This is a genomic window from Actinoplanes sp. NPDC051859 (genome assembly GCF_044452725.1).
In the GTDB taxonomy this organism is placed as follows: domain Bacteria; phylum Actinomycetota; class Actinomycetes; order Mycobacteriales; family Micromonosporaceae; genus Actinoplanes.
Window position 1 is genome coordinate 109338 of sequence record NZ_JBITBX010000012.1, and the last position, 19967, is coordinate 129304.

16 protein-coding genes and 1 pseudogene are annotated in these 19967 nt (G+C 70.0%); 13 read left to right on the forward strand and 4 right to left on the reverse strand.

The features are described from left to right. The 3 genes from secF (at window position 1) to ACIA1L_RS27110 (ending at window position 4566) form a co-directional block, all read left to right on the forward strand. A complete protein-coding gene (gene secF, locus ACIA1L_RS27100; RefSeq protein ID WP_396075780.1) occupies window positions 1–1179 on the forward strand; it encodes a protein translocase subunit SecF in 1179 nt (392 codons plus the stop codon). 230 nt (window positions 1180–1409) lie between these two features. Beyond that, window positions 1410–1973: an adenine phosphoribosyltransferase gene (locus ACIA1L_RS27105; protein ID WP_396075781.1), complete on the forward strand. Its 564-nt coding sequence runs from the start codon at window positions 1410–1412 to the stop codon at window positions 1971–1973. A gap of 118 nt (window positions 1974–2091) precedes the next feature. After that, window positions 2092–4566: a RelA/SpoT family protein gene (locus ACIA1L_RS27110; RefSeq protein WP_396075783.1), complete on the forward strand. Its 2475-nt coding sequence runs from the start codon at window positions 2092–2094 to the stop codon at window positions 4564–4566. Between the two features lie 89 nt (window positions 4567–4655). Here the strand turns inward: ACIA1L_RS27110 and ACIA1L_RS27115 are convergent, their stop codons facing one another. Beyond that, on the reverse strand, window positions 4656–5483 hold the full coding sequence (locus ACIA1L_RS27115) for a peptidylprolyl isomerase (protein ID WP_396075784.1): 828 nt from the start codon (window positions 5481–5483) through the stop codon (window positions 4656–4658). A gap of 68 nt (window positions 5484–5551) precedes the next feature. Beyond that, window positions 5552–6469 (reverse strand): peptidylprolyl isomerase, encoded by a 918-nt coding sequence (locus tag ACIA1L_RS27120; protein ID WP_396075785.1) that lies wholly within the window; start codon window positions 6467–6469, stop codon window positions 5552–5554. Window positions 6470–6641: 172 nt separating this feature from the next. Between ACIA1L_RS27120 and ACIA1L_RS27125 the strand changes: the two genes are divergently transcribed. Together ACIA1L_RS27125 and hisS are read left to right on the forward strand one after the other, a co-directional pair. Then, entirely contained in the window at window positions 6642–7340 is a 699-nt protein-coding gene (locus ACIA1L_RS27125; RefSeq protein ID WP_396075786.1) for an MBL fold metallo-hydrolase, read from the forward strand. Between the two features lie 23 nt (window positions 7341–7363). After that, window positions 7364–8698: a histidine--tRNA ligase gene (hisS, locus tag ACIA1L_RS27130; protein ID WP_396075787.1), complete on the forward strand. Its 1335-nt coding sequence runs from the start codon at window positions 7364–7366 to the stop codon at window positions 8696–8698. A gap of 53 nt (window positions 8699–8751) precedes the next feature. On the opposite strand, the gene ACIA1L_RS27135 is transcribed toward hisS, so the two are convergent. Further along, window positions 8752–9270 carry a PaaI family thioesterase gene (locus ACIA1L_RS27135; RefSeq protein ID WP_396075788.1) on the reverse strand — a complete coding sequence of 173 codons (519 nt, stop codon included), beginning with the start codon at window positions 9268–9270 and terminating at the stop codon, window positions 8752–8754. A gap of 57 nt (window positions 9271–9327) precedes the next feature. Here ACIA1L_RS27135 and ACIA1L_RS27140 point away from each other — a divergent pair, with 57 nt between their 5' ends. The 7 genes and pseudogenes from ACIA1L_RS27140 (at window position 9328) to ACIA1L_RS27170 (ending at window position 18238) form a co-directional block, all read left to right on the forward strand. Further along, entirely contained in the window at window positions 9328–9816 is a 489-nt protein-coding gene (locus tag ACIA1L_RS27140) for a winged helix-turn-helix transcriptional regulator (protein WP_396075789.1), read from the forward strand. A 166-nt stretch (window positions 9817–9982) separates the two neighbouring features. Then, window positions 9983–10795, forward strand: a complete 813-nt coding sequence (locus tag ACIA1L_RS27145; protein WP_396075790.1) for a cyanophycinase — start codon at window positions 9983–9985, stop codon at window positions 10793–10795. Beyond that, a complete protein-coding gene (cphA, locus tag ACIA1L_RS27150; RefSeq protein ID WP_396075791.1) occupies window positions 10792–13524 on the forward strand; it encodes a cyanophycin synthetase in 2733 nt (910 codons plus the stop codon). Before ACIA1L_RS27145 ends, cphA begins: the two co-directional genes overlap by 4 nt. 483 nt (window positions 13525–14007) lie before the next feature. Further along, window positions 14008–14913 (forward strand): annotated as a pseudogene (locus tag ACIA1L_RS27155) (serine/threonine-protein kinase); the annotation flags it as partial. 249 nt (window positions 14914–15162) lie between these two features. Next, window positions 15163–16293 carry a cellulose binding domain-containing protein gene (locus ACIA1L_RS27160; RefSeq protein WP_396075887.1) on the forward strand — a complete coding sequence of 377 codons (1131 nt, stop codon included), beginning with the start codon at window positions 15163–15165 and terminating at the stop codon, window positions 16291–16293. A 295-nt stretch (window positions 16294–16588) separates the two neighbouring features. Further along, entirely contained in the window at window positions 16589–16846 is a 258-nt protein-coding gene (locus tag ACIA1L_RS27165) for a hypothetical protein (protein ID WP_396075792.1), read from the forward strand. 489 nt (window positions 16847–17335) lie between these two features. Then, window positions 17336–18238: a sigma-70 family RNA polymerase sigma factor gene (locus tag ACIA1L_RS27170; RefSeq protein WP_396075793.1), complete on the forward strand. Its 903-nt coding sequence runs from the start codon at window positions 17336–17338 to the stop codon at window positions 18236–18238. A 47-nt stretch (window positions 18239–18285) separates the two neighbouring features. Here ACIA1L_RS27170 and ACIA1L_RS27175 read toward each other — a convergent pair whose 3' ends face one another. Further along, entirely contained in the window at window positions 18286–18666 is a 381-nt protein-coding gene (locus ACIA1L_RS27175) for a RidA family protein (RefSeq protein WP_396075794.1), read from the reverse strand. 93 nt (window positions 18667–18759) lie between these two features. Between ACIA1L_RS27175 and ACIA1L_RS27180 the strand changes: the two genes are divergently transcribed. Then, on the forward strand, window positions 18760–19959 hold the full coding sequence (locus tag ACIA1L_RS27180; RefSeq protein ID WP_396075795.1) for an alanine racemase: 1200 nt from the start codon (window positions 18760–18762) through the stop codon (window positions 19957–19959). Window positions 19960–19967: the final 8 nt, after the last annotated feature.

A 19967-nucleotide genomic window follows, 5' to 3' on the forward strand; every position in this document is an offset into this window, starting at 1 on the left:
ATGGCCAAGGGCTTTGCCGAACGCCTCTACATGGGCGAGGCGAACCTCAACATCGTCGGTCGCCGCAAGATGTGGTTCGCGATCGCGGGCGCACTGATCCTGATCGCCGTCGGCAGCTTCTTCATCAAGGGCTTCCACCAGGGCATCGAGTTCTCCGGCGGCACCCAGTTCGTGCTGCCCGCCAGCGTCGGCTCCGCCGAAGGGGCGCGGAGCGCGGTCGAGCGTGCGGTGGAAACCGCCGGCATCGACGAGGCGAACGTCCACACGGCGCAGGAGGTCGGTGGCGGTGGCACCACGACCTACAACGTCCGTACCGCCGAGATGGACCAGGCTGAGGCCACCAAGGTCAAGGAAGCGCTGGTCGCCGACCTGAAGGTTGCGCCCACCGACATCAGCGACGACCGGGTCTCTGAGGCATGGGGCAGCCAGGTCACCGAGCAGGCGATCCTGGGCCTCGTCATCTTCCTGGTGCTAGTGCTCGCCTACCTGGTGATCCGCTTCGAGTGGCGGATGGCCGTCGCGGCGGTCTCGTCGCTGATCCTCGACCTGCTGCTGACGGCCGGCGTCTACTCACTGGTCGGTTTCGAGGTCACTCCGTCCACGGTCATCGGCTTCCTCACCATCCTAGGCTTCTCCCTGTACGACGTCGTGGTCGTGTTCGACAAGGTGCAGGAGAACACTCGAGGGATCACCGCGGGCAGTTCCCGGACCTACAGCGAGGCGGCCAACCTGGCCGTCAACCAGACCCTCATGCGCTCGATCAACACCGGTCTGGTGGCGCTGCTGCCGGTCGGCGGCCTGCTCTTCATCGGCGCCGGCCTGCTGGACGCGGGCACCCTGAAGGACCTCGGTCTGGTGCTCTTCGTCGGTATGGGCCTGGGCGTGCTCTCGTCGATCGTCTTCGCGGCGCCGGTGCTCGCCACGCTCAAGGACATGGACCCGAAGATCAAGGCGCACAACGCCCGGGTGCTGGCCCGCCGCTCGTCGCGGTCCAGCGACGTCGCCCGCGGTGAGCGCACCCGCACCGCCGGGTCGGCCGAGTCCGACGACGTGCCGGCGCTCGCCGGATCGAACCCCGGCGCCACGCCGCGGCCCGGCGCCCGCCCGGTCGCCAAGCGCACCACCAACCGCGGCGGTGGCGCGGGCAACCGCCCGAGCGGCGGCCAGAAGCGCCGCTGATCCGTTCGCCGAACCGGCCCGCCACCCTTGGGTGGCGGGCCGTTCTGCGCTGTCCAGGGTGCGTCTTACGGATCATGACGACGCCGAGACGGAGTCCAGGTTTCGTCTCGCAAGTGGGCCGGGCGGTCGAATACCGGTGTTGTATCGGCCGTTCGGACCGCGCCGCGAGGCGGAAGCTGGGCCCGGCGCAGGCCGTCATGATCCGTAAGACGTGCCCTAGGCTGGGGCGCGTGACGGAAACTGCTGCACAGGTACGCGGGGACAGCGGCCCCGAGGTCGCCGCGCTGGTCGCCGGCCGGGTCGTGGACGTGCCGGACTTCCCCCAGCCCGGCATCGCCTTCAAGGACCTGACTCCGCTGTTCGCCGACGGGCCGGCCTTCCGCGAGATCACCGACCGGATCATCGCCCACCACGGCGCCGACTCGTTCGACGTGGTGGCCGGCATCGAGGCGCGGGGGTTCGTGCTCGCCGCCGCCATCGCGTACGCGATCGGCAAAGGTGTCGTGCCGATCCGCAAAGCCGGCAAGCTGCCTCGCGACACCTACGCCGCCTCGTACGCCCTGGAGTACGGCGAGGCCACCCTGGAGGTGCACCGGGACTCGTTCGCCGGGGGACAGCGGGTGCTCGTGGTGGACGACGTCCTCGCCACCGGCGGCACCGCGCGCGCCGCGCTGGACCTGGTCGAACGGGCCGGCGGCACCGTCGCGGGATTCACCGTCGTCATGGAGCTGGGCTTCCTTCCGGGGCGGGAGCGACTCGGCTCCCGCACGGTCCATGCCCTGCTGACCGTTTGATGCTTTTTGCCCTGCGCGGCGGTAGTCTTTCGGTGCTTCGGCCGGGGCCTACCGGTAACTGCGGGCGGGTACGATGGCTTTTTCCAACCAGGTGAGCAGTAGCGACGTGAGGAGGCCGGTGTCCAGCGACGTCGCCCCTCCCTCGGAGGGCACGGTGCAGCCGACCGACGCAACCAAGGCTTCCACGCCGCCGAGCGATCCGGCGGGGCCGGCGAAGCCTGACGGAGCCACGCCTCCGAAGCCCGCCAAAGCCGCCGCCGACACCCCGGCGCCTGATCCGGAGACGACCCAGCCGTTGTCGCCCGGCGACGAGCCCACCGTCGGTTTCGGGCTGGCCAGCGCGCCGACCGGCCGTCGGGTGCGCGCCCGGCTCGCCCGGTTCAATGCGCCGTGGCAGAGCACGCAGGTCAGCGAGGTGCTGGAGCCGCTGATTGCGACCCACCGGTCCAGCCATCCGAAGGCTGACGGGCGGGCCTTGCAGCGGGCCTTCGACGTGGCCGCCCGGTGGCATTCGGGGCAGTACCGCAAGTCGGGCGACCCGTACATCACACACCCGCTGGCTGTGGCGACGATCCTGGCGAACCTCGGCATGGACACCACGACGCTGGTGGCTGCGCTGCTGCACGACACGATCGAGGACACCGATTACGGCCTCGACCAGATGAAGACCGACTTCGGTCCCGAGGTGGCGCTGCTGGTCGACGGCGTGACCAAGCTCGACCGGGTCAAGCTGGGCGACGCCGCCAAGGCCGAGACGATCCGCAAGATGGTCGTGGCGATGGCGAAGGACCCGCGGGTGCTGGTCATCAAGCTGGCCGACCGGCTGCACAACATGCGTACCCTGACGTTCCTGCCCCGCGCGAAGCAGGAGCAGAAGGCCAAGGAGACGCTGGAGATCCTGGCCCCGCTGGCCCACCGCCTCGGTATGAACACGATCAAGTGGGAGCTCGAGGACCTCGCCTTCGGGACCCTGTTCCCGAAGCGCTTCGAGGAGATCAACCGGCTGATCGGCGAGCACCAGCCGCAGCGGGAGGCGCTGCTGCGCCAGGTCACCAACCGGGTCCAGCTCGACCTGAAGTCCGCGAAGATCAAGGCCGAGGTCACCGGCCGGCCGAAGCACCTCTATTCGATCTATCAGAAGATGATCGTGCGGGGCCGCGACTTCAACGACATCTACGACCTGGTCGGCGTGCGCATCCTGGTCGACACGGTCCGCGACTGCTACGCCGCGTTGGGCGTCATCCACGCGAACTGGCAGCCGGTGCCGGGCCGGTTCAAGGACTACATCGCGATGCCGAAGTTCAACATGTACCAGTCGTTGCACACGACGGTCATCGGCCCGACCGGCAAGCCGGTGGAAATGCAGATCCGGACCTTCGCCATGCACCGTACGGCGGAGTTCGGCATCGCCGCGCACTGGAAGTACAAGGAGCAGAAGGGCGCGACCATCGTCGGCCCGCCCGCGCACATCGACGAGATGACGTGGCTGCGCCAGCTGCTGGACTGGCAACGGGAGGCGAGCGACCCGAGCGAGTTCCTCGACGCGCTGCGCTTCGACCTGTCCAGCCAGGAGGTCTACGTCTTCACGCCCAAGGGCGACGTGATCCCGCTGCCCACCGGATCCACGCCGGTCGACTTTGCGTACGCCGTGCACACCGAAGTGGGCCACAAGACGATCGGTGCCCGGGTCAACGGCAAGCTCGTGCCGTTGGAGTCGACGCTGTCCAACGGCGACGTCATCGAGATATTCACCTCGAAGTCGGCGACCGCCGGTCCGACGCAGGACTGGCTCGGCTTCGTCAAGAGCCCGCGCGCTCGGACCAAAATCCGGCAGTACTTCAACAAGGAACGTCGCGAGGAGGCGATCGAGGCCGGTAAGGAGGCGATCGTCAAGGCGATGCGTAAGCAGGGCCTGCCCCTGCAGCGCATGCTGACCAGCGACAACCTCACCACGATCGCCCGCGACCTGCACCTGGCTGACGTCTCGTCGCTCTACGCCGCGGTCGGCGAAAGCACGGTCTCGGCCCAGTCGGTCGTGCAGAAGCTCGTCGCCGGTTTCGGCGGCGAGGAGGGCGCGGTCGAGGACATTGCCGAGACGGCCGTCGCGACCCGTCCGCCGCGCAACCGCAGCACCTCGCAGGATCCGGGCGTGGTGGTCAAGGACGTCAGCGATGTGTGGGTGAAGCTGGCCCGCTGCTGCACTCCGGTGCCGGGCGACGCCGTCTTCGGTTTCGTCACCCGCTCCGGCGGCGTGAGCGTGCACCGTGAGGACTGCGCGAACGCCGAGGACCTGCGCGAGCAGAACGAGCGCGTGGTCGAGGTGAGCTGGAAGCCGACGTCGGCCTCCACGTTCCTCGTCGCCATTCAGGTCGAGGCGCTGGACCGGCACAAGTTGCTCGCCGACGTCACCCGGGTGCTCTCCGAGGAGCGTGTCAACATCCTGTCGGCGACGGTCACGACGACCCGCGACCGGGTGGCGGTCAGCCGCTTCACGTTCGAGATGGCCGACCCGAAGCACCTCGGCCATCTGGTAGCGGCGGTGCGCAAGGTGGACGGTGTCTTCGACGCCTATCGGGTGACCTCCGGCGCCTAGGGAACAGACGGCGAAAGCGCATAGCGCAAGAGACAGCGAAAGGGCGGCTCCCCAGGTGGGGAGCCGCCCTTGTCGACGGGTGCCGTGGGTCAGGCCGCAGCCATCGTCATCGTCTTGATGTCGATTTCCTTCTTGGGGTGACCGTCGCCCTGGCCGTTGGAATTGTCGCTGCCCGCCTTGGCCACGCCCTCCACGATGTCGAGCCCCTGGGTGACCGTGCCCAGGACGGTGTAGTCCGGCCCCAGCTCGGTGTCGGCGTACACGATGAAGAACTGGCTGCCCGTCGTGCTGGGAGCCGCGGTCTTGGCCATCGCGATCGTGCCCTTGGGGTACGGCGGCTTGGCGTTGACCGGAAGGTTCTCCTCCGGGTACTTGAAGTTCGGGCCGCCCTGGCCGTCGGTCTCGCGGTAACCCTTGCCCGACGCCGAGGGGTCACCACACTGCAGCACCTTGATGCCCTCGGTGGTGAGCCGGTGGCACTTGGAGCCGTCCCAGAACTTCTTGTCCGCCAGGTACTTGAACGCGGCGCCGGTGCAGGGCGCCTTCGACAGGTCCACGGCGGCCTTGACCGCGCCGAGGCTGGTGTCGATGGTCAGCGTGGCCTCGCCGGTGTTGGGCACATTGGCCGGGGGGACACCGCCGGTGTCCTTGACCTTGCCGCCGCCGCTGCCGTCGTCCGGGATCCAGTTGCAAGCAACAGTGCCGGGCGGCGGTGCGCCAGCCTCGGTGCTCTTGTCGTCGTCGCCCAGCGCGGCGATGACCCAGACTGCCGCTCCGGCAATCGCGACGACGGCGAGGGCCGAGCCGATGATGGCCTGGCGTTGCCGGCGCTTCTTGGCGGCCGCGGACCGCTCGGCCATCTCTTTCTCGAGGCGGGCCCGCGCCGCCGCGCGCTGCCTGTCCTTGATCGACGACACGGTGTTCCTCCTGATATGCCTGCGTGCGTTGAGGGGCTGCGGTCGGGTGGGATGCTGCGCCGCGATGCTTAGGATTTCCTGGACGTGGACGGCGCTGCGGACGGAGCCGCGACCGTGGGCGTGGCCCCGGGCACGGTCGCCGTCTCGGCGCTGGGCTGGCCGACGGTGATGCTCTGCACCGTGATCTTTTCCTTCGGCTTGACCTTGCTGCCCGCGGCGTCGGCCTCGGTCGCGATCCTGCCGATCTTCGTCACCGTGTCCATGCCGCCGCTGACCGTGCCGATGATCGGGTACGCCGGGACCTTGGGCGAGAAGTCCTTGAAGAAGATCAGGAACTGACTGCCGTTGGTGCCCGGCGGGTCGCCGATCAGCGCCACCGTGCCCTTCGGATAGAGCGGAGCGGCGGCCGGAGCCTTCGCCGGCGAGCTGCTGGCGCTGGGCGTGGGCTCGGGAGCCAACGGCACGTTCTCGTTGTAGATGCTGTAGGCCGGGCCGCCCTGTCCGGTGGCACTCGGGTCACCACAGCGGATCGCGCCCTCGGTCGTGATCTCGTGGCAGGTGGTGTTGTCGAAGAACTGCTTGCCCGCGAGGTACGCCAGGTTCGCCGCGCTGCACGGGGCGTTCGCCAGGTCGAGGTTGACCACGATCGGCGCGCCCTGGTCGGTGGTGATCGTCATCGGCCGGCTGCCGGAGGTGGGGATGCCCGAGGTCGGCGGCTCGCCCACGTCCTTGAGGCTCTTGTTCGACTCGACGTTCTGCGCGGTCCACGCGCACACGTCGGAGTCGGCGGCGTCGGTGCTCGATTCATCGTCGTCGAAGGCACCACCCAGCCAGGCGATGCCGCCCACGACGAGCAGAAGTGCGGCCGCGGCGCCGAGGCCGGCCTGGATCTGGCGCCGTCGTCGCTGCTTGGCGGCCCGGCGGACCAACTGGCGATCAAGTTTGACTCGCGCCAGTTTCCGCGCACGATCCTTGCTGGAGACCACCTAGGGCTTCCTTCCTCACTCACCGCCCGTGCGCCACGCCACACGCCCGCAAGAGTGTACGGGTAACGACTGAGAATGTGGTGTGCGAGGTTGCGTGCCGGTGTGTACGGTGCGTCCCGCTAGGCTTTCGAGGGAACCCGACAGCTTTTCGTCAGCTAGAGAGGGGTGCCGAGTGCTCGTCACCGGCTTTCCGGCCGATGCCTTCGGCACGAACTGTTACGTCGTGGCGCCCGGCCCGGGCGAACAGTGCGTGGTGATCGATCCCGGCGTCGGCGTGGTGGACCGCCTCGACGAGGTGCTGGCCCAGCACCGCCTGCACCCGGCGGCGGTGCTGCTGACGCACGGGCATCTCGACCACACGTTCTCGGTGGCCCCGGTGTGTGGCGCGCGGGGCATCACCGCGTACGTGCATCCGGCCGACCGTGAGTTGCTGGCCGATCCGGGCAAGGGCCTGGGTGTCGGCCTCGACGAGCTGTTCGGTGGCCGGCTGACCTACTCGGAGCCGGACGACGTCGCGGAGCTGACCGACGGCGCCACGATGAGCCTGGCCGGCCTCGAGATCACCGTCGACCATGCGCCCGGCCATACCGGCGGGTCGGTGCTTTTCCGGCTGCCCGGCGCGGCCACGTCCTGGGATGCGGAGCAGATCTGCCTCTCCGGTGACGTGCTCTTCGCGGGCAGCATCGGCCGCACCGACCTGCCGGGCGGCAACACCACGGCGATGCTGACCAGCCTGCGGGACAAGATCCTGCCGCTGGCCGACGACACCGTGGTCCTGCCCGGCCACGGACCCGAGACGACGATCGGCCGCGAGCGCGCGGTCAACCCGTACCTGCGGGAGCTGACCGAAGCGCCCAGCCGAGGTTTCTAGACCTTCGCTAGGAGAACAGCACCATGAGCAAGCCCACGCCCATTTCCGGCTTTCCGGAGTGGCTGCCCGCCCAGCGGATGATCGAGCAGAACGTCATCGAGCGCATCCGCGCCACCTTCGAGCTGTACGGCTTCGCCCCGCTGGAGACGCGCGCCGTCGAGCCGATGGATCAGTTGTTGCGCAAGGGGGAGACCTCCAAGGAGGTGTACGTCCTGCGCCGGCTACAGGAGGACCCCGCCGCCGGTGGTGGCGACGATGCTCTCGGCCTGCACTTCGACCTGACCGTGCCGTTCGCTCGGTTCGTCCTGGAAAACAGCGGCAAGCTGCAGTTCCCGTTCCGGCGCTACCAGATTCAGAAGGTGTGGCGGGGCGAGCGGCCGCAGGAGGGGCGGTACCGGGAGTTCCTGCAGGCCGACATCGACGTGGTGGATCGGGACTCGCTGCCGTTCCACTACGACACCGAGATGCCGTTGGTGATCGGTGACGCGTTCCGGTCGCTGCCGATCCCGCCGGCCACGATCCTGGTGAACAACCGCAAGGTGTGCGAGGGCTTCTACCGCGGGCTCGGTCTCGAGGACCCGGACGAGGTTCTGCGCATCATCGACAAGCTCGACAAGATCGGCCCGGCCAAGGTAGGCCAGCTCTTGGCCGACACCGTCAACGCGACGCCTGCCCAGATCGACGCTTGCCTACGGCTCGCGGAGATCTCCGCGGTGGACGGTTCCTTCGTGGATGCGGTCCGCAAGCTCAATGTGGACAACGAGCTGCTGAACGAGGGCCTCGAGGAATTGTCCCGCGTCGTGGAGGCCGCCGCCGAGCACGCTCCCGGCCTGGTCCGCGCCGAGCTGAAGATCGCCCGGGGGCTCGACTACTACACCGGCACCGTCTACGAGACCCAGCTTCAGGGGTACGAGCGCTTCGGCTCGATCTGTTCCGGCGGCCGGTACGAGAACCTGGCCTCGACGGGCAGTGAACGGTTCCCCGGTGTGGGCATCTCGATCGGCGTTTCTCGGATGCTGGGCCTGCTCTTCGGGCACCAGGCGTTGACGGTGTCGCGCAGTGTGCCGACAGCCGTGCTGGTCGCGCTGCCGCAGGAGGAACTGCGCCCGCGGTGCGACCGGGTCGCTCAGTCGCTGCGGTCGCGACGGATCAGCACCGAAGTGGCGCCCTCTGCGGCGAAGTTCGGCAAGCAGATCCGGTTCGCCGAGCGGCGCGGGATTCCGTACGTGTGGTTCCCGGGCATCGATGGCGAACCCGACACCGTGAAGGACATTCGCTCGGGGGAGCAGGTCGAGGCGAGTGCGGGAGACTGGATGCCGCCGGCCAGCGACTTGATTCCCGCGATCAGCGCGAGCTGATCCGCAGCTGACTCAGCCCGCGTCGGTCTCGGCCGACGCGGGCTGCTGCATGCTCAGCGTCCCGCGGGCGCTTCGAAGATCATGCAGCTGGACGTGGCGTGGGCGACGAGGCGCCCGGCGGCGTCGGTCATCCGGGCCTCGGCGAGGGCGGTACGCCGGCCGCGCTGGAGCACGACGCCGGTGGTGGTGAGCCGACCCGAGGCGATGGTGACCGGGCGCAGGAACTTCACGGTAAGGTCGAGGCTGGTGTAGCCGACGCCGGCGGGCAGCGTGGAGTGCACCGAGCAGGCGGCCGCGGTGTCGAGCAGCGTGGAGAGCACCCCGCCGTGCACGGTGCCGAGCGGGTTGTAGTGGAACTCCTGCGGGTGCAGGTGGAGCGTGACGCTGCCGGCGGTGACTTCCATGCCGGCGATGTCGACCATGTGCATCACCGGCGGGGGCGGCAGTTCGCCGGTCGCCATGGCCTGCAGCAGCTCCAGACCTGAGCGGCGGCCGAGCAGCTCGGCGTGCTGGGCCGGGTCCGACCAGGCGAAGGTGCGGGTGCGGTCGGTCTCGGTCTGAGTCTGCGTCATGGATGCAGGTTCCCACCGGCTTGCTGCGTCTGTCAATCAGACCTAGCCTCGACACCTATGACCCCGACCACAGCGCGCCCCCCGGCTCTCGACTGGTCCATCGACACCTGCACGATCGCCCGAGCCATGGCGGTGCTGGGGGAGAAGTGGACCCTCGTGGTGCTGCGCGAGGTGTTCAACGGCGTACGGCGCTTCGCCGACATGCAGGAGCGCACGGCGATTCCCCGGCAGGTGCTGACCAACCGCCTCGCTTCGCTGGTCGAGCACGGCGTCCTGCGGCGGGAGCCCTATCAGGAGCCAGGTGCCCGGGTGCGGCACGAGTATCGCCTCACGCCCAAGGGCTTCGACCTTTATCCCCTGCTGGTCGCGGTGAAGGAATGGGGCGACCGCTACCTCGCCGACCCCGAGGGACCGCCGCTGGAGATGGTGCACCGGGAATGTGGTGCAGAAGTGCACGCCGCCCTGCAGTGCGGGGCCGGGCACGCGGTGACGGAGTTTCGCGAGGTCGTCCCGCGCCCCGGACCGGGCGCTAAGCGCCGTCACTGACCACCTCTCCCTGGATTGAGCAGATGTTTCGCATTTGTTCCGTTTAACCTCATAAGCGAGCCGCGGTCCCGCAGCGCACCTGGCGTTTCGCCCAGCGCAGGGTCGCGGTGCCGACTGGCATCCGCCGGTGCCGGCTGCCGGCGACGGCTCGCGGAGGGGGTGGGTCGTGGCGGCCCGGTTGCTGATCATCGGTGGGGCCGAGCGGCGCGGGACCAGCGGCACGGCCATCCTGGAGCGCTTCGTCCGGCTCGCCGGCGGGATCGCCGCGGACATCCTGGTCATCGCCACCGCCAGCGGCGAGCCCGCCGTCCTGGAAGCCGAATACACCAAGCTCCTCACCACACTCGGCGCCGGCCGGGTCCGTGGACTGCGCATCGCATCCCGGGCCGCGGCGAACGAGCCGGAGGTGGTCCGGGCGCTCGCCGCCGCCACCGGCGTGTTCTTCACCGGCGGTGACCAGACCCGCATCACCACGGTGCTCGGTGGCACCCTCGCCGACTCGGCCTTGCAGACCCTGGTGCGGGACGGCGCAGTCGTGCTCGGCGGCACCAGCGCCGGTGCCGCGATGATGGCCGGCACCATGATCCTCGGCGGGACGGCCCCCGGGGTCACCCGCGACAGCGTCCAGACCGGACCCGGCCTGGAATTCCTGCCCGGCGTGCTGATCGACATGCACTTCGCGGAGCGGGGCCGGTTGAACCGGCTGCTCAGCGCCGTGGCGTTGTATCCGCACGAGTTGGGGCTGGGCATCGACGAGGACACCGCGATCCTCGCCGACGGGGACCGGTTTGAGGTGCTGGGGTCCGGCACGGTCACCGTCGTCGACGCCGGCGCGGCCACCGACATTCGCGTCCCGGATTCCGGGCCGATCACGCTGGCGGACGCACGCCTGCACGTGCTGCCCGCCGGGAGCAGGTTCGCATTGTCCAGCCGCCGCCCCGAGATCGCCGTGGGGGCCGCTCAGGGAGCCGTCCGATGAAGATCCTCAGCTTGCGCCACCTCCGCGGCCCCAACGTGCACGTGTCGCGACCCGCGATGGTCGCCAGGCTGGGCCTCGAGGAGCTCGCCGGCCGGGAGACCACCGACCTCGCCGGCTTTCCCGAGCGGCTGCTGCGCGCGCTGCCGGGGCTGACCGAGCACCACTGTGCGGCCGGTGTCCCGGGCGGGTTCGTGAGCCGGATGCGCGGCGGCACCTACTTCGGGCACGTCACCGAGCATGTCCTGATCGAGCTGTCCCAACGCATCGGGCGGGACGTCAGCTTCGGGCGTACGGTATCGACGGCGGAGCCCGGGGTCTACGACCTGATCGTGGAATGCCCGCAGGACGAGGCCGCGGAGTCGACCCTGCCCGAGCTGCTGCTCGACGCCGCTGTCGAACTGGTGACGACGGTGGCCGCCGGCGCCACGGTGTCCGCGGGCGAGCTCACCGAGCGGCTGCGCAGCCTGGCCGACCGCGCCGAGCGGGAGGCAACCGGCCCCAGCACCACGGCCATCATCGCGGCGGCCCGGCGCCGCGGCATCCCGGTCGAGCGGTACGGCGACCTCAGCCTCCTCCGCCTGGGATGGGGAGTCCGCCGCCGGCTGGCCTGGGCCGCGATGACCGACCGCACCGGCGGCGTTGGCATCGATGTGGCGGCTGACAAGCTAGTGACCCGGCAGTTGCTCGCCGACGCGGGCATCCCGGTCGCTCCCGGCGGCGCGGCGCACAGCGTGGAGGAAGCCGTCCAGCTCCTCGACGACCTCGGCGCGCCGGTCGTCGTCAAGCCGCGCCGCGGTCGTCAGGGTGAGCACGTAGCCCTGAACCTGAGGACGCCGGCGGAAGTGATCGCGGCCTGCCTGGCTGCGGGCGGCGACGTCGTCGTGGAGCGGCAACTGCCCGGTCACGACTACCGCGTCCTCGTGGTCGCCGGTGAGGTGGTGGCCGCGGCCGAGCGGACGGCCGCACACGTCGTCGGTGACGGTCACAGCACGGTCGCCGAGCTGGTCGACCGGGTCAACGCCGACCCGCGGCGCGGTCCCGGACACTCCCGCATGCTGACCCGCATCGCCCTCGACGACACCGCGACCGCTGTCCTGGCTCGGCAGGACTGCACCATCGAGACGGTGCCGGCGGCCGGTCGGCAAGTGTGGCTGCGCGACAACGCCAACCTGTCCACCGGCGGCACCGGGCGCGACGTCACCGGCCGCATCCATCCCGCCGTCGCCCGGCTGTGCCTGCGCGTCGCGGCGGTCGTTGGGCTGGACGTCGCCGGGATCGACCTGCGGCTGCCGGACATCGCCGCCCCCATCCCGCCGACCGGTGACTCCGATCGAATCACCGCGGGCGTCATCGAGATCAACGCCGTACCGGGGCTGCGCATGCACCTTTCACCGGTGCAGGGGCGGGCCCGTGACGTCGGCGATGCGATCGTGCGGGCGATGTTCCCGGGCGGCTCCGACGGGCGAATCCCGGTCGCTGCCATCACCGGGACCAACGGCAAAACCTCGGTGGCCCGGATGACGGCCTACCTGCTCGCCGCCGCCGGGGTTCGGGTCGGCCTGACCACGACCGACGGCGTCAGCATCGACGGGCGCGGGGTCTACCGGGGCGACGCCACCGGCCCGCGCTCGGCCCAGATGGTGCTCGGCGACCCGGGGGTCCAGGCCGCGGTCCTGGAGACCGCGCGGGGCGGCATGCTGCGCCGCGGACTCGGGTACGACCACAGCGACGTCGGCGTGCTCACGAACATCACGGCGGACCACTTCGGCCAGGACGGGCTGGACTCCATCGAGGACATTGCGCACGTCAAAGCCCTGATCGCGGAGCGGGTGCGGGACGGCGGCACGCTCGTGCTCAACGCCGACGACCCATGGGTCCGCAGCCTGGTCGAGCGGCCCCGGGTGCGCGCCGACCGCAAGCGGATCATCTGGTTCGGTGCCGATCCGAGCCAGCCGGTGCTCGCCACCCACCTCGGCCGGGGCGGTACGGCGTACCTGGTGCAGGACGGCTGGCTGGTGCAGGCCACCGGGGCGCGGCGCACTCACCTGTTGCGGGTGGCGGAGGTGCCCGGTGCGTTCGGGGGTGCGGCGCCGTACGCGGCCGTCAACGCGCTCGCGGCCATCGCGGCGGCTCGGGCGTTGGGCGCCTCGGCCACGATCGTCGCCGAGCGCCTGACCGACTTCGAGCCACGGGTCGACAATCCGGGCCGGGGGACGGTGTTGCGGCTCGGTGACGTGCACCTTTTCGTCGACTACGCGCACAACCCGGCGGCGATCGCGGCGGTGCTGCGTACCCTCGACCGTCTTTACGGCCCGGACCGGTGTGTCGCGGTGGTGACGCTGCCGGGTGACCGTCGCGACGATCTGCTCGCGGCGTCGGCTCAGGTGCTCGCGGACGGGGTCAGCCGGGCTGTCCTGCACGATGACGAAGACCATCGTGGACGGGAGCCGGGCGAGGTGTCCGCCCTGGTCGAGCGGGAGATGCGGGGCCGCCGCCCGAAGCTTCGCGCGGTCCGCGTCGAGGGCTATCGGGCAGCTGTGGCGGAGGCTCTGCGACTGGCCGTGCCGGGCGACGTCGTGCTGGTGTTGTACGAGCACTTGTCGCCGATGCTGGCGTATCTCGAGGAGCTGGGCGCGGTGCCAGTGGACGCGCCGTCGGTGGCCGGTCTGCGGCGCGCCGCGCTGACCGCTTTGTCGCACGTTCCGGTGAGCGCGACCAATAAAGCATGATCGGAGCCGGATATTCGGCCGATCGGCCGGGTCGCCGCAGGTCACTGCCCATAGTGAGCGTGCGGTAGCCACTCTCCGTGTCAGACTGTCGACATCGTCGCCGGGTCGGCGGAGGGTGATGCAAGGGCAACTGCACGTGCAGATTCCTTTGTGGATACGACTCGAACGAGGGATACCCGCAAGTACCGACGAAGCGGGCATTAGCCGCGTAGCCCAGCAACCATGATCATTTACGTCGCGCTGACCTGGGATTTCAGAGTTCGTGAGGAGTGCGCACCCCGGGCGCACGCTCCGAAACGGAACGTAACGAACCGCAGGTCCTCCGGGGCCTTGATCAGTCGAGCTTGTGGCCTTTCGTCGGCTACGATCCTGGCCGTCGAGTGGGATTCGGCCGGCCTGTGCAACGGGCCGTTCGGCTACCCCCGCACCGGGCCGCATGGCGGTGTGTCCCGGTGTGTCATCCGAGCGCGCATGTGGGGGCACATGAGCACGACGGACCTGCCCGGTTCGAGTTTGCTGGCCGGTCGATACCGACTGGTCGAGCGCCTCGGTGCCGGCGGGATGTCAGTGGTGTGGCGGGGCTTCGACGAGGTCCTCGGCCGACAGGTGGCGGTCAAGGTGCTGCCCCCGTCGACCAGCACCGACCCCTCGTTCCGGCGCCGGCTGCGCGCGGAGGCCCAGGCCGCCGCCCGCCTCAGCCACCCGCACATCACCAACGTGTACGACTACGGCGAAGCCACCACGGTCGACGGTGAACCGGTCCCGTACGTGGTGATGGAACTGGTCGACGGTGAGTCGCTCGCCGCCGTCCTGGCCCGGTCCCGGCGGCTGCCCTGGCAGGCGGCCGTCCAGATCAGCGCCGAGGTGGCTGCCGCGCTGGCCGCCGCCCACGCCCGCGGCATCGTGCACCGCGACGTGACCCCGGCCAACGTCATGCTGACCCCGACCGGCGCCAAGGTCGTCGACTTCGGCATCTCCGCCCTGATCGGCGAGAACGACATCGACCCGGACGGCAGCCTGCTCGGCACCCCGGCCTACCTCGCGCCCGAACGGCTCGAGGGCGGCCAGGTCAGCCCGGCCACCGATGTGTACGCCGTGGGCCTGCTGATCTACCGCTCCCTGATCGGTCAGCTTCCGTGGGATGTCGGCACCACTACCGCACTGCTCCGCGCCCACCAGTACACCGAACCGGAACCGTTGCCGCCCGTGGAGGGCTTGCCCGCCGCGGTGTCCGCGCTGATCGCCCGCTGTCTCGAAAAGCGGCCTGCCGACCGGCCGGCTAGCGCGGAGCTCGCCCACATCCTCGGTTCGGTGTCGGCCGGAGTCGCCGGCGCCCGGGCGTACGTGCCGGAGTGGGGCGAACCCGGCGAGGACACGACGATCCTGCCGACCGCGCAGTCGCATACCGGAGTTGCGGGCAGCTTCGGGTATTCCGTCGGCCGCGGAGTCGCTGCGGTGCCGGCAGAGGACGAGCTCGCAGCGGCTTCCGTTGCCGAGGAGATCGAGCACGATCCGGCTTTCCCGGATGCTCCGGCCAGCGTCGGCGCCGCCGCGGTCGTGAACGCGGTCGGGATCAATGCGCCGTCGATGCCGCAGTCCGCCCCGCCCCGCGGCGGGCGTAACAGCCGGTTCGGTCCGATGGCACCCGCGGCTGCGCCACCCGTCACCGGGCCACCGCTGGTCGGTCCGTCCTCGAACCCCGCTCTCGGCGAAAGCCCGGAGGATCGGCTCGGCAGCGTCGAGGTGGATCCGCCCGCCCCCGCTCTTCGCCCCGCTCTCGGCACGCCGGCGGCTCAGCCCGGCGCGCCCACCGCGCCCGGTGTGCCGCTTCCCGCCGGCGGCCTTCCCCCCGTGCAGCGACAGCCCGGCGGTCAGCCCGGCACATCTGGCCGGCGCCGGCTTTTCGTGGTGGCCGGTTCGGTTGCCCTGGTGGTCGGTGCCGGCGCGTGGGCGCTCGGTCAGGAGGCTGGCGGCTCGCCGCGCGGCGTCGTTGCCAATTCCGGGCCGCAGCCCACCCAGGTGGCCGGTGCCAACAAGTGCGTGGTCAGCTACGCCGTCTGGTCCGACGACGGCGACCGGTTCAAGGCAGCTGTCACGATCGCCAACCGGGACGTGAAGGCCGTCAAGAACTGGAAGCTCTGGTTCGTCATGCCGGGAGACCAGGTGGTCTCCGGCAACGGCAAGCTCAGCCTGGACCAGCAGTCGCGGGCCGTCACCCTGAGTTCCGGCAAGACGCTGAGCCCGCAGGCGACCGAGACCATGCAGTTCACCGGCCGTTACAAGGACAGCAACGCGGCCCCGATGGTGTTCCAGCTCGACGGGCAGACCTGTGAGACGTTCGTGTCGCCGAAGCCCGGCGAGCCGTCTCGGCCGGTCGAGCACCTGGACAACGGCACCGTACGCCTGGGGACGCCGCCCTCGTCGCGGACGCCGACACCTGGCATCTCGATCGGCCCCGGCGGCGTCGTGGTCCCCGTCCCGGTGAAACCGGGGGAGCCGCAGGTGCCGGGACCGGGCCCCAACCCGTCGACTGGCCCCTCCGGCAGCGGAGAACAGCCCGGCGGCGGTGGGAACGGCAACGGCAACGGTAACGGTAACGGCAACGGGAACGGGAGTGGCAGCGACGATGACGAGCCGGCGCCGCCCGCGCCGCCGCCGTTGCCGGACGAGCCGCCCGTGGACGACGAGGAGCCGTCGGCCCCGCCGTCGATCCCTTCGGAGCCGCCGGAAGACGTGGATCAGGACGGACCACCCGGAACAACGGGATAAATCAGGCGAAATGACAGGCGGTCGATCGGAGTGCCCGGTCGGCCGTCCTTTCGCGCGTTACAGTCAAAAGTGATCCCGGCCGGCAGAAAGGCCCCGTGCGGACTCCCCGCCCGAGATGGACGAGTTCTCCGCCGTCGCCGATATCCATGCAAACTGCATCGGCGCGCCTCCAGGCCCGCCGGACGCCCGCGAGGAAGATAGTTGATACCGGTCCGCAACCTAAGCGGAATCGGTCCGCACCACCGCGAGCGTTAGCTGGATCACAGGCAAGTCGTCGCACATCGGGGAGTCCGACATGATCAGCACCGTTCGAGAGCTCGCAGCGGAGGCCCTGTTCGTCTCCGACCTGCAGCCCTCCCAGTGCCCCAGCCGCGAAACGGTCGAGCGGACCGTCACCGCCATGATCCTGCGCCACGGCAGTGACGGCTGCGCCGCCGGCGTCGCTGAGGAGTTCGGCGACCACCCGGAGGTCGCGGTCCGTCGGATGAACTGGGTGCACCAGGAGCTCCGCAACGTGCTCGCGTCCCAGCGCCGCCCGCACTTCGCCAGCTGAAGCAGCGCTGACACCAGCAGTCCCGCGGTCCACTGACCGCCCCTCCCGGCGCGTCGTTCGCTGACGCGGCCCGAAATCACCTGCCTCGCAGCGGCAACACCGAGTTCGTGATGCGCGGTCAGTGCTCCACAGCTGTCCCCTGTGCGGATCAAGCTGCCCAGCATGCGCATGAGCCACAGGAATCGTCTTCTCTGTCGGCCCGCGGAACCGATCTGCGATCTTGCGTTTCCCGCGCGGGCCCGGCGGGCACATCCAGATTCGCGTCGCGTGTCTTCTTCCGCGGCTGCCGTTACCGCCCTCGCGGCCCGTGTGGCCCCCGGGCTCACCTTTCTTGTGCAGGGGGCGGGAGCCTCGGACAGCACCTGAGCCTTTTCATGAAAAAACTCCATAAATGCAACCGAGTTCGGCTGACGCTGCACCCGTCGGCCGCAAATGTCTTCCTCAACGGCCGGATCAACCTGCCGGCTATGTACGAGCGAGGAGGACTACGTGACCGTCACGACCGAACTCCCCGCCACCATCGGCACGACCCACGACGCGCCGTCCGCGCGCGCCATCGAGGACCTGGTCCGCGAACACATGCCGATGGTGGGCCACCTGGTCCGGGAGCTGCTGAACCGCGTGCCCGGCCATGTCCACTCCGACGATCTGTCGTCGGCCGGGTTCGCCGCACTCCTCGGTGCCGCGCGCTCCTTCGACGTCAGCCGGGGCATCCCGTTCCACCGGTTCGCCGCGGTGCGGATCCGGGGCGCGCTCCTCGACGAGCTGCGCGGGCAGGACTGGGCCAGCCGGTCCGTCCGGGCCCGGGCGAGGCGCACCGCGACGGCTCGGCAGGAGCTGACCGCCGCCCTGGGGCGTACGCCCACCGAGGCCGAGGTTGCCGAGATGCTGGGCATCGGCGTCAACGAGCTCGCCGCGGTTGAGGACGACGTGCAGAAGGCGGCGCTGTTGAGCCTGCAGGGGTTCCCGACCGGTGCGGCCGAGGAGATGGTGCCGGAGCTGTCCGAAGGCCCGGAGGACCTGCTGCTCAAGCGGGAACGCCTCGGGTACCTGCACCAGGCGATCCAGGCTCTGCCGGAGCGGCTGCGCATGGTCGTCACCCAGTCGTTCCTGCAGGAGCAGCCGCTCAGCGAGGTGGCCGCCGAGCTGGGGGTGACCGAATCCCGGATCTCCCAGCTGCGCACCGAAGCGCTGCGGCTGCTGCGGGAGGGCTTGAACAGCTCACTGGCGCCGGAGCTGCTGACGGTGGCTGCGGGCGGCCCGCGGACGCGCAAGGGTTGTCTGCAACGCCGCCGCAGCGAGTACTTTGCGCGCGTCGCCGAGCAGGGCAATTTGCACACTCGGCTGGCGTTGACCGACAGTCACGGCGTACCCATCGCTTTTGCTGCTTGATGGCCGCGGACGGCCGCACGGTTCGCGGTGAACCGTGCGGCCGTTGCTCACGCTCCGGTGTAGAGGATCGCGTCGAGCTCGATGTCGAAGCCGACCAGCCCGACCGGCACGGTGGTGCGCACCGGCAGCGGATTGCCCTTGATGTACTGCTGGTAGATCTCGTTCAGCTCCGCGAAGTCCTGATAATTGCGCAGATAGACACCGAGCTTCACCGCTTGGTCCAAGCTCGCGCCGGCAGCGTCAGCGACAGCTGCCAGGTTCGTGAAGGCCGCGTGGGCCTGCTCGGCGAAGGTGCCTGTCACCCGGGTGCCGTCGGGTAGCGCCGGGATCACGCCACTCAGGTAGATCGTGTCGCCAGCGACCACGGCCTGCGAGTACGGGCCGGCGGCCGGTGCGGCCCGGTCGGCCACGATGGCGCGGATCGGCATGTCGGATTCTCCTTGTCGGATAGGGGGAAACGCCCGATATTGTCCTACGTGGATGGACCCGGATCGTCGGTGTTCCGTAGTAGCTTCCACACCATGCGTGACGATGCTGCGATGGTCAAGAGAGCGGCGATCATCGATACCCCGGACGAATTACTCGACTGGCGGGCCAAGGGCTTCTGGCTCCCCGAAGGCGAGGTGCCCACCCGCACGTTCGCCGCCGCCCGCCACTCACTGTTCGACGGTTCCTTCACCTGGCCGCTGCTGGTCGTCCGGGAATCGGCCGTACGAGCCAACATCGCCACCATGGCCGAGTTTGCGCACCGGCACGGCTTCGCCTTCGCCCCGCACGCCAAGACGACGATGGCGCCGAGCCTGCTGGCGGCGCAGCTTGACGCGGGGGCCTGGGCGTTGACGGTCGCCACCGCGAACCAGGCGCTGGTGCTGCGCCGCCTCGGCGTGCCCCGCGTGCTGATCGCCAACCAGGTGCTCGACCGCACCGCACTGAGGTGGCTGGCAGCTCAGGCGGCCCAGGGCTGGGAGGTGCTGGTCCAGGTCGACTCGGTCGCCGGGGTAGCTGCGGTGTCCGAGGCGGGCGGGCTGCGAGTACTCGTGGAGCTCGGTCATGCGGGTGGGCGAACCGGCTGCCGTACCGTCGAAGGGATCGTGGCTGTCGCGCAAGCTGCCGCCGAGGCGCCGGGGGTGACCCTCGCCGGGGTGACCGCTTATGAGGGTGCGCTGACCGAGGTGGCCGCCGTCGACGCGCTGCTTGCTGCGCAGGTCGAGTCGGTCCGGGCGATCGCCGACCTGCTCCCCGCCGAAGTGATCGTTTCCGCCGGTGGCAGCGCGTGGTTCGACCGCGTGGCGCACGCCTTGGCGGGGCAGTGGTTGCCGGGGCACACCGTCCGCGCGGTGCTGCGCAGCGGCGCATCGGTCACCCACGACGACGGCTTCTATCGGCTGCGGACACCGTTCACCCGGGTGCCCTCCGAGGGCGCATTGACGCCGGGGCTGGAGATGTTTGCGCAGGTCCTTTCCACTCCCGAACCCGGCTTGGCGATCGTCGGCATGGGCAAGCGGGACGCGCCGTTCGACGAGGGCTTCCCGCTCCCGGCCGCCGGCGAGGTGGTCCGGATGAACGACCACCATGCTTACGTACGCGGCAGCTCGGCGGCCGTCGGCGATGTGATCCGATTCGGACTCTCGCATCCCTGCACGGCGTTCGACAAGTGGCGGTTCATCCCGGTGGCTGACGACGCGGACGTGGTGGTGGACGTGCTGCACACGTACTTCTGAGCTGGCGG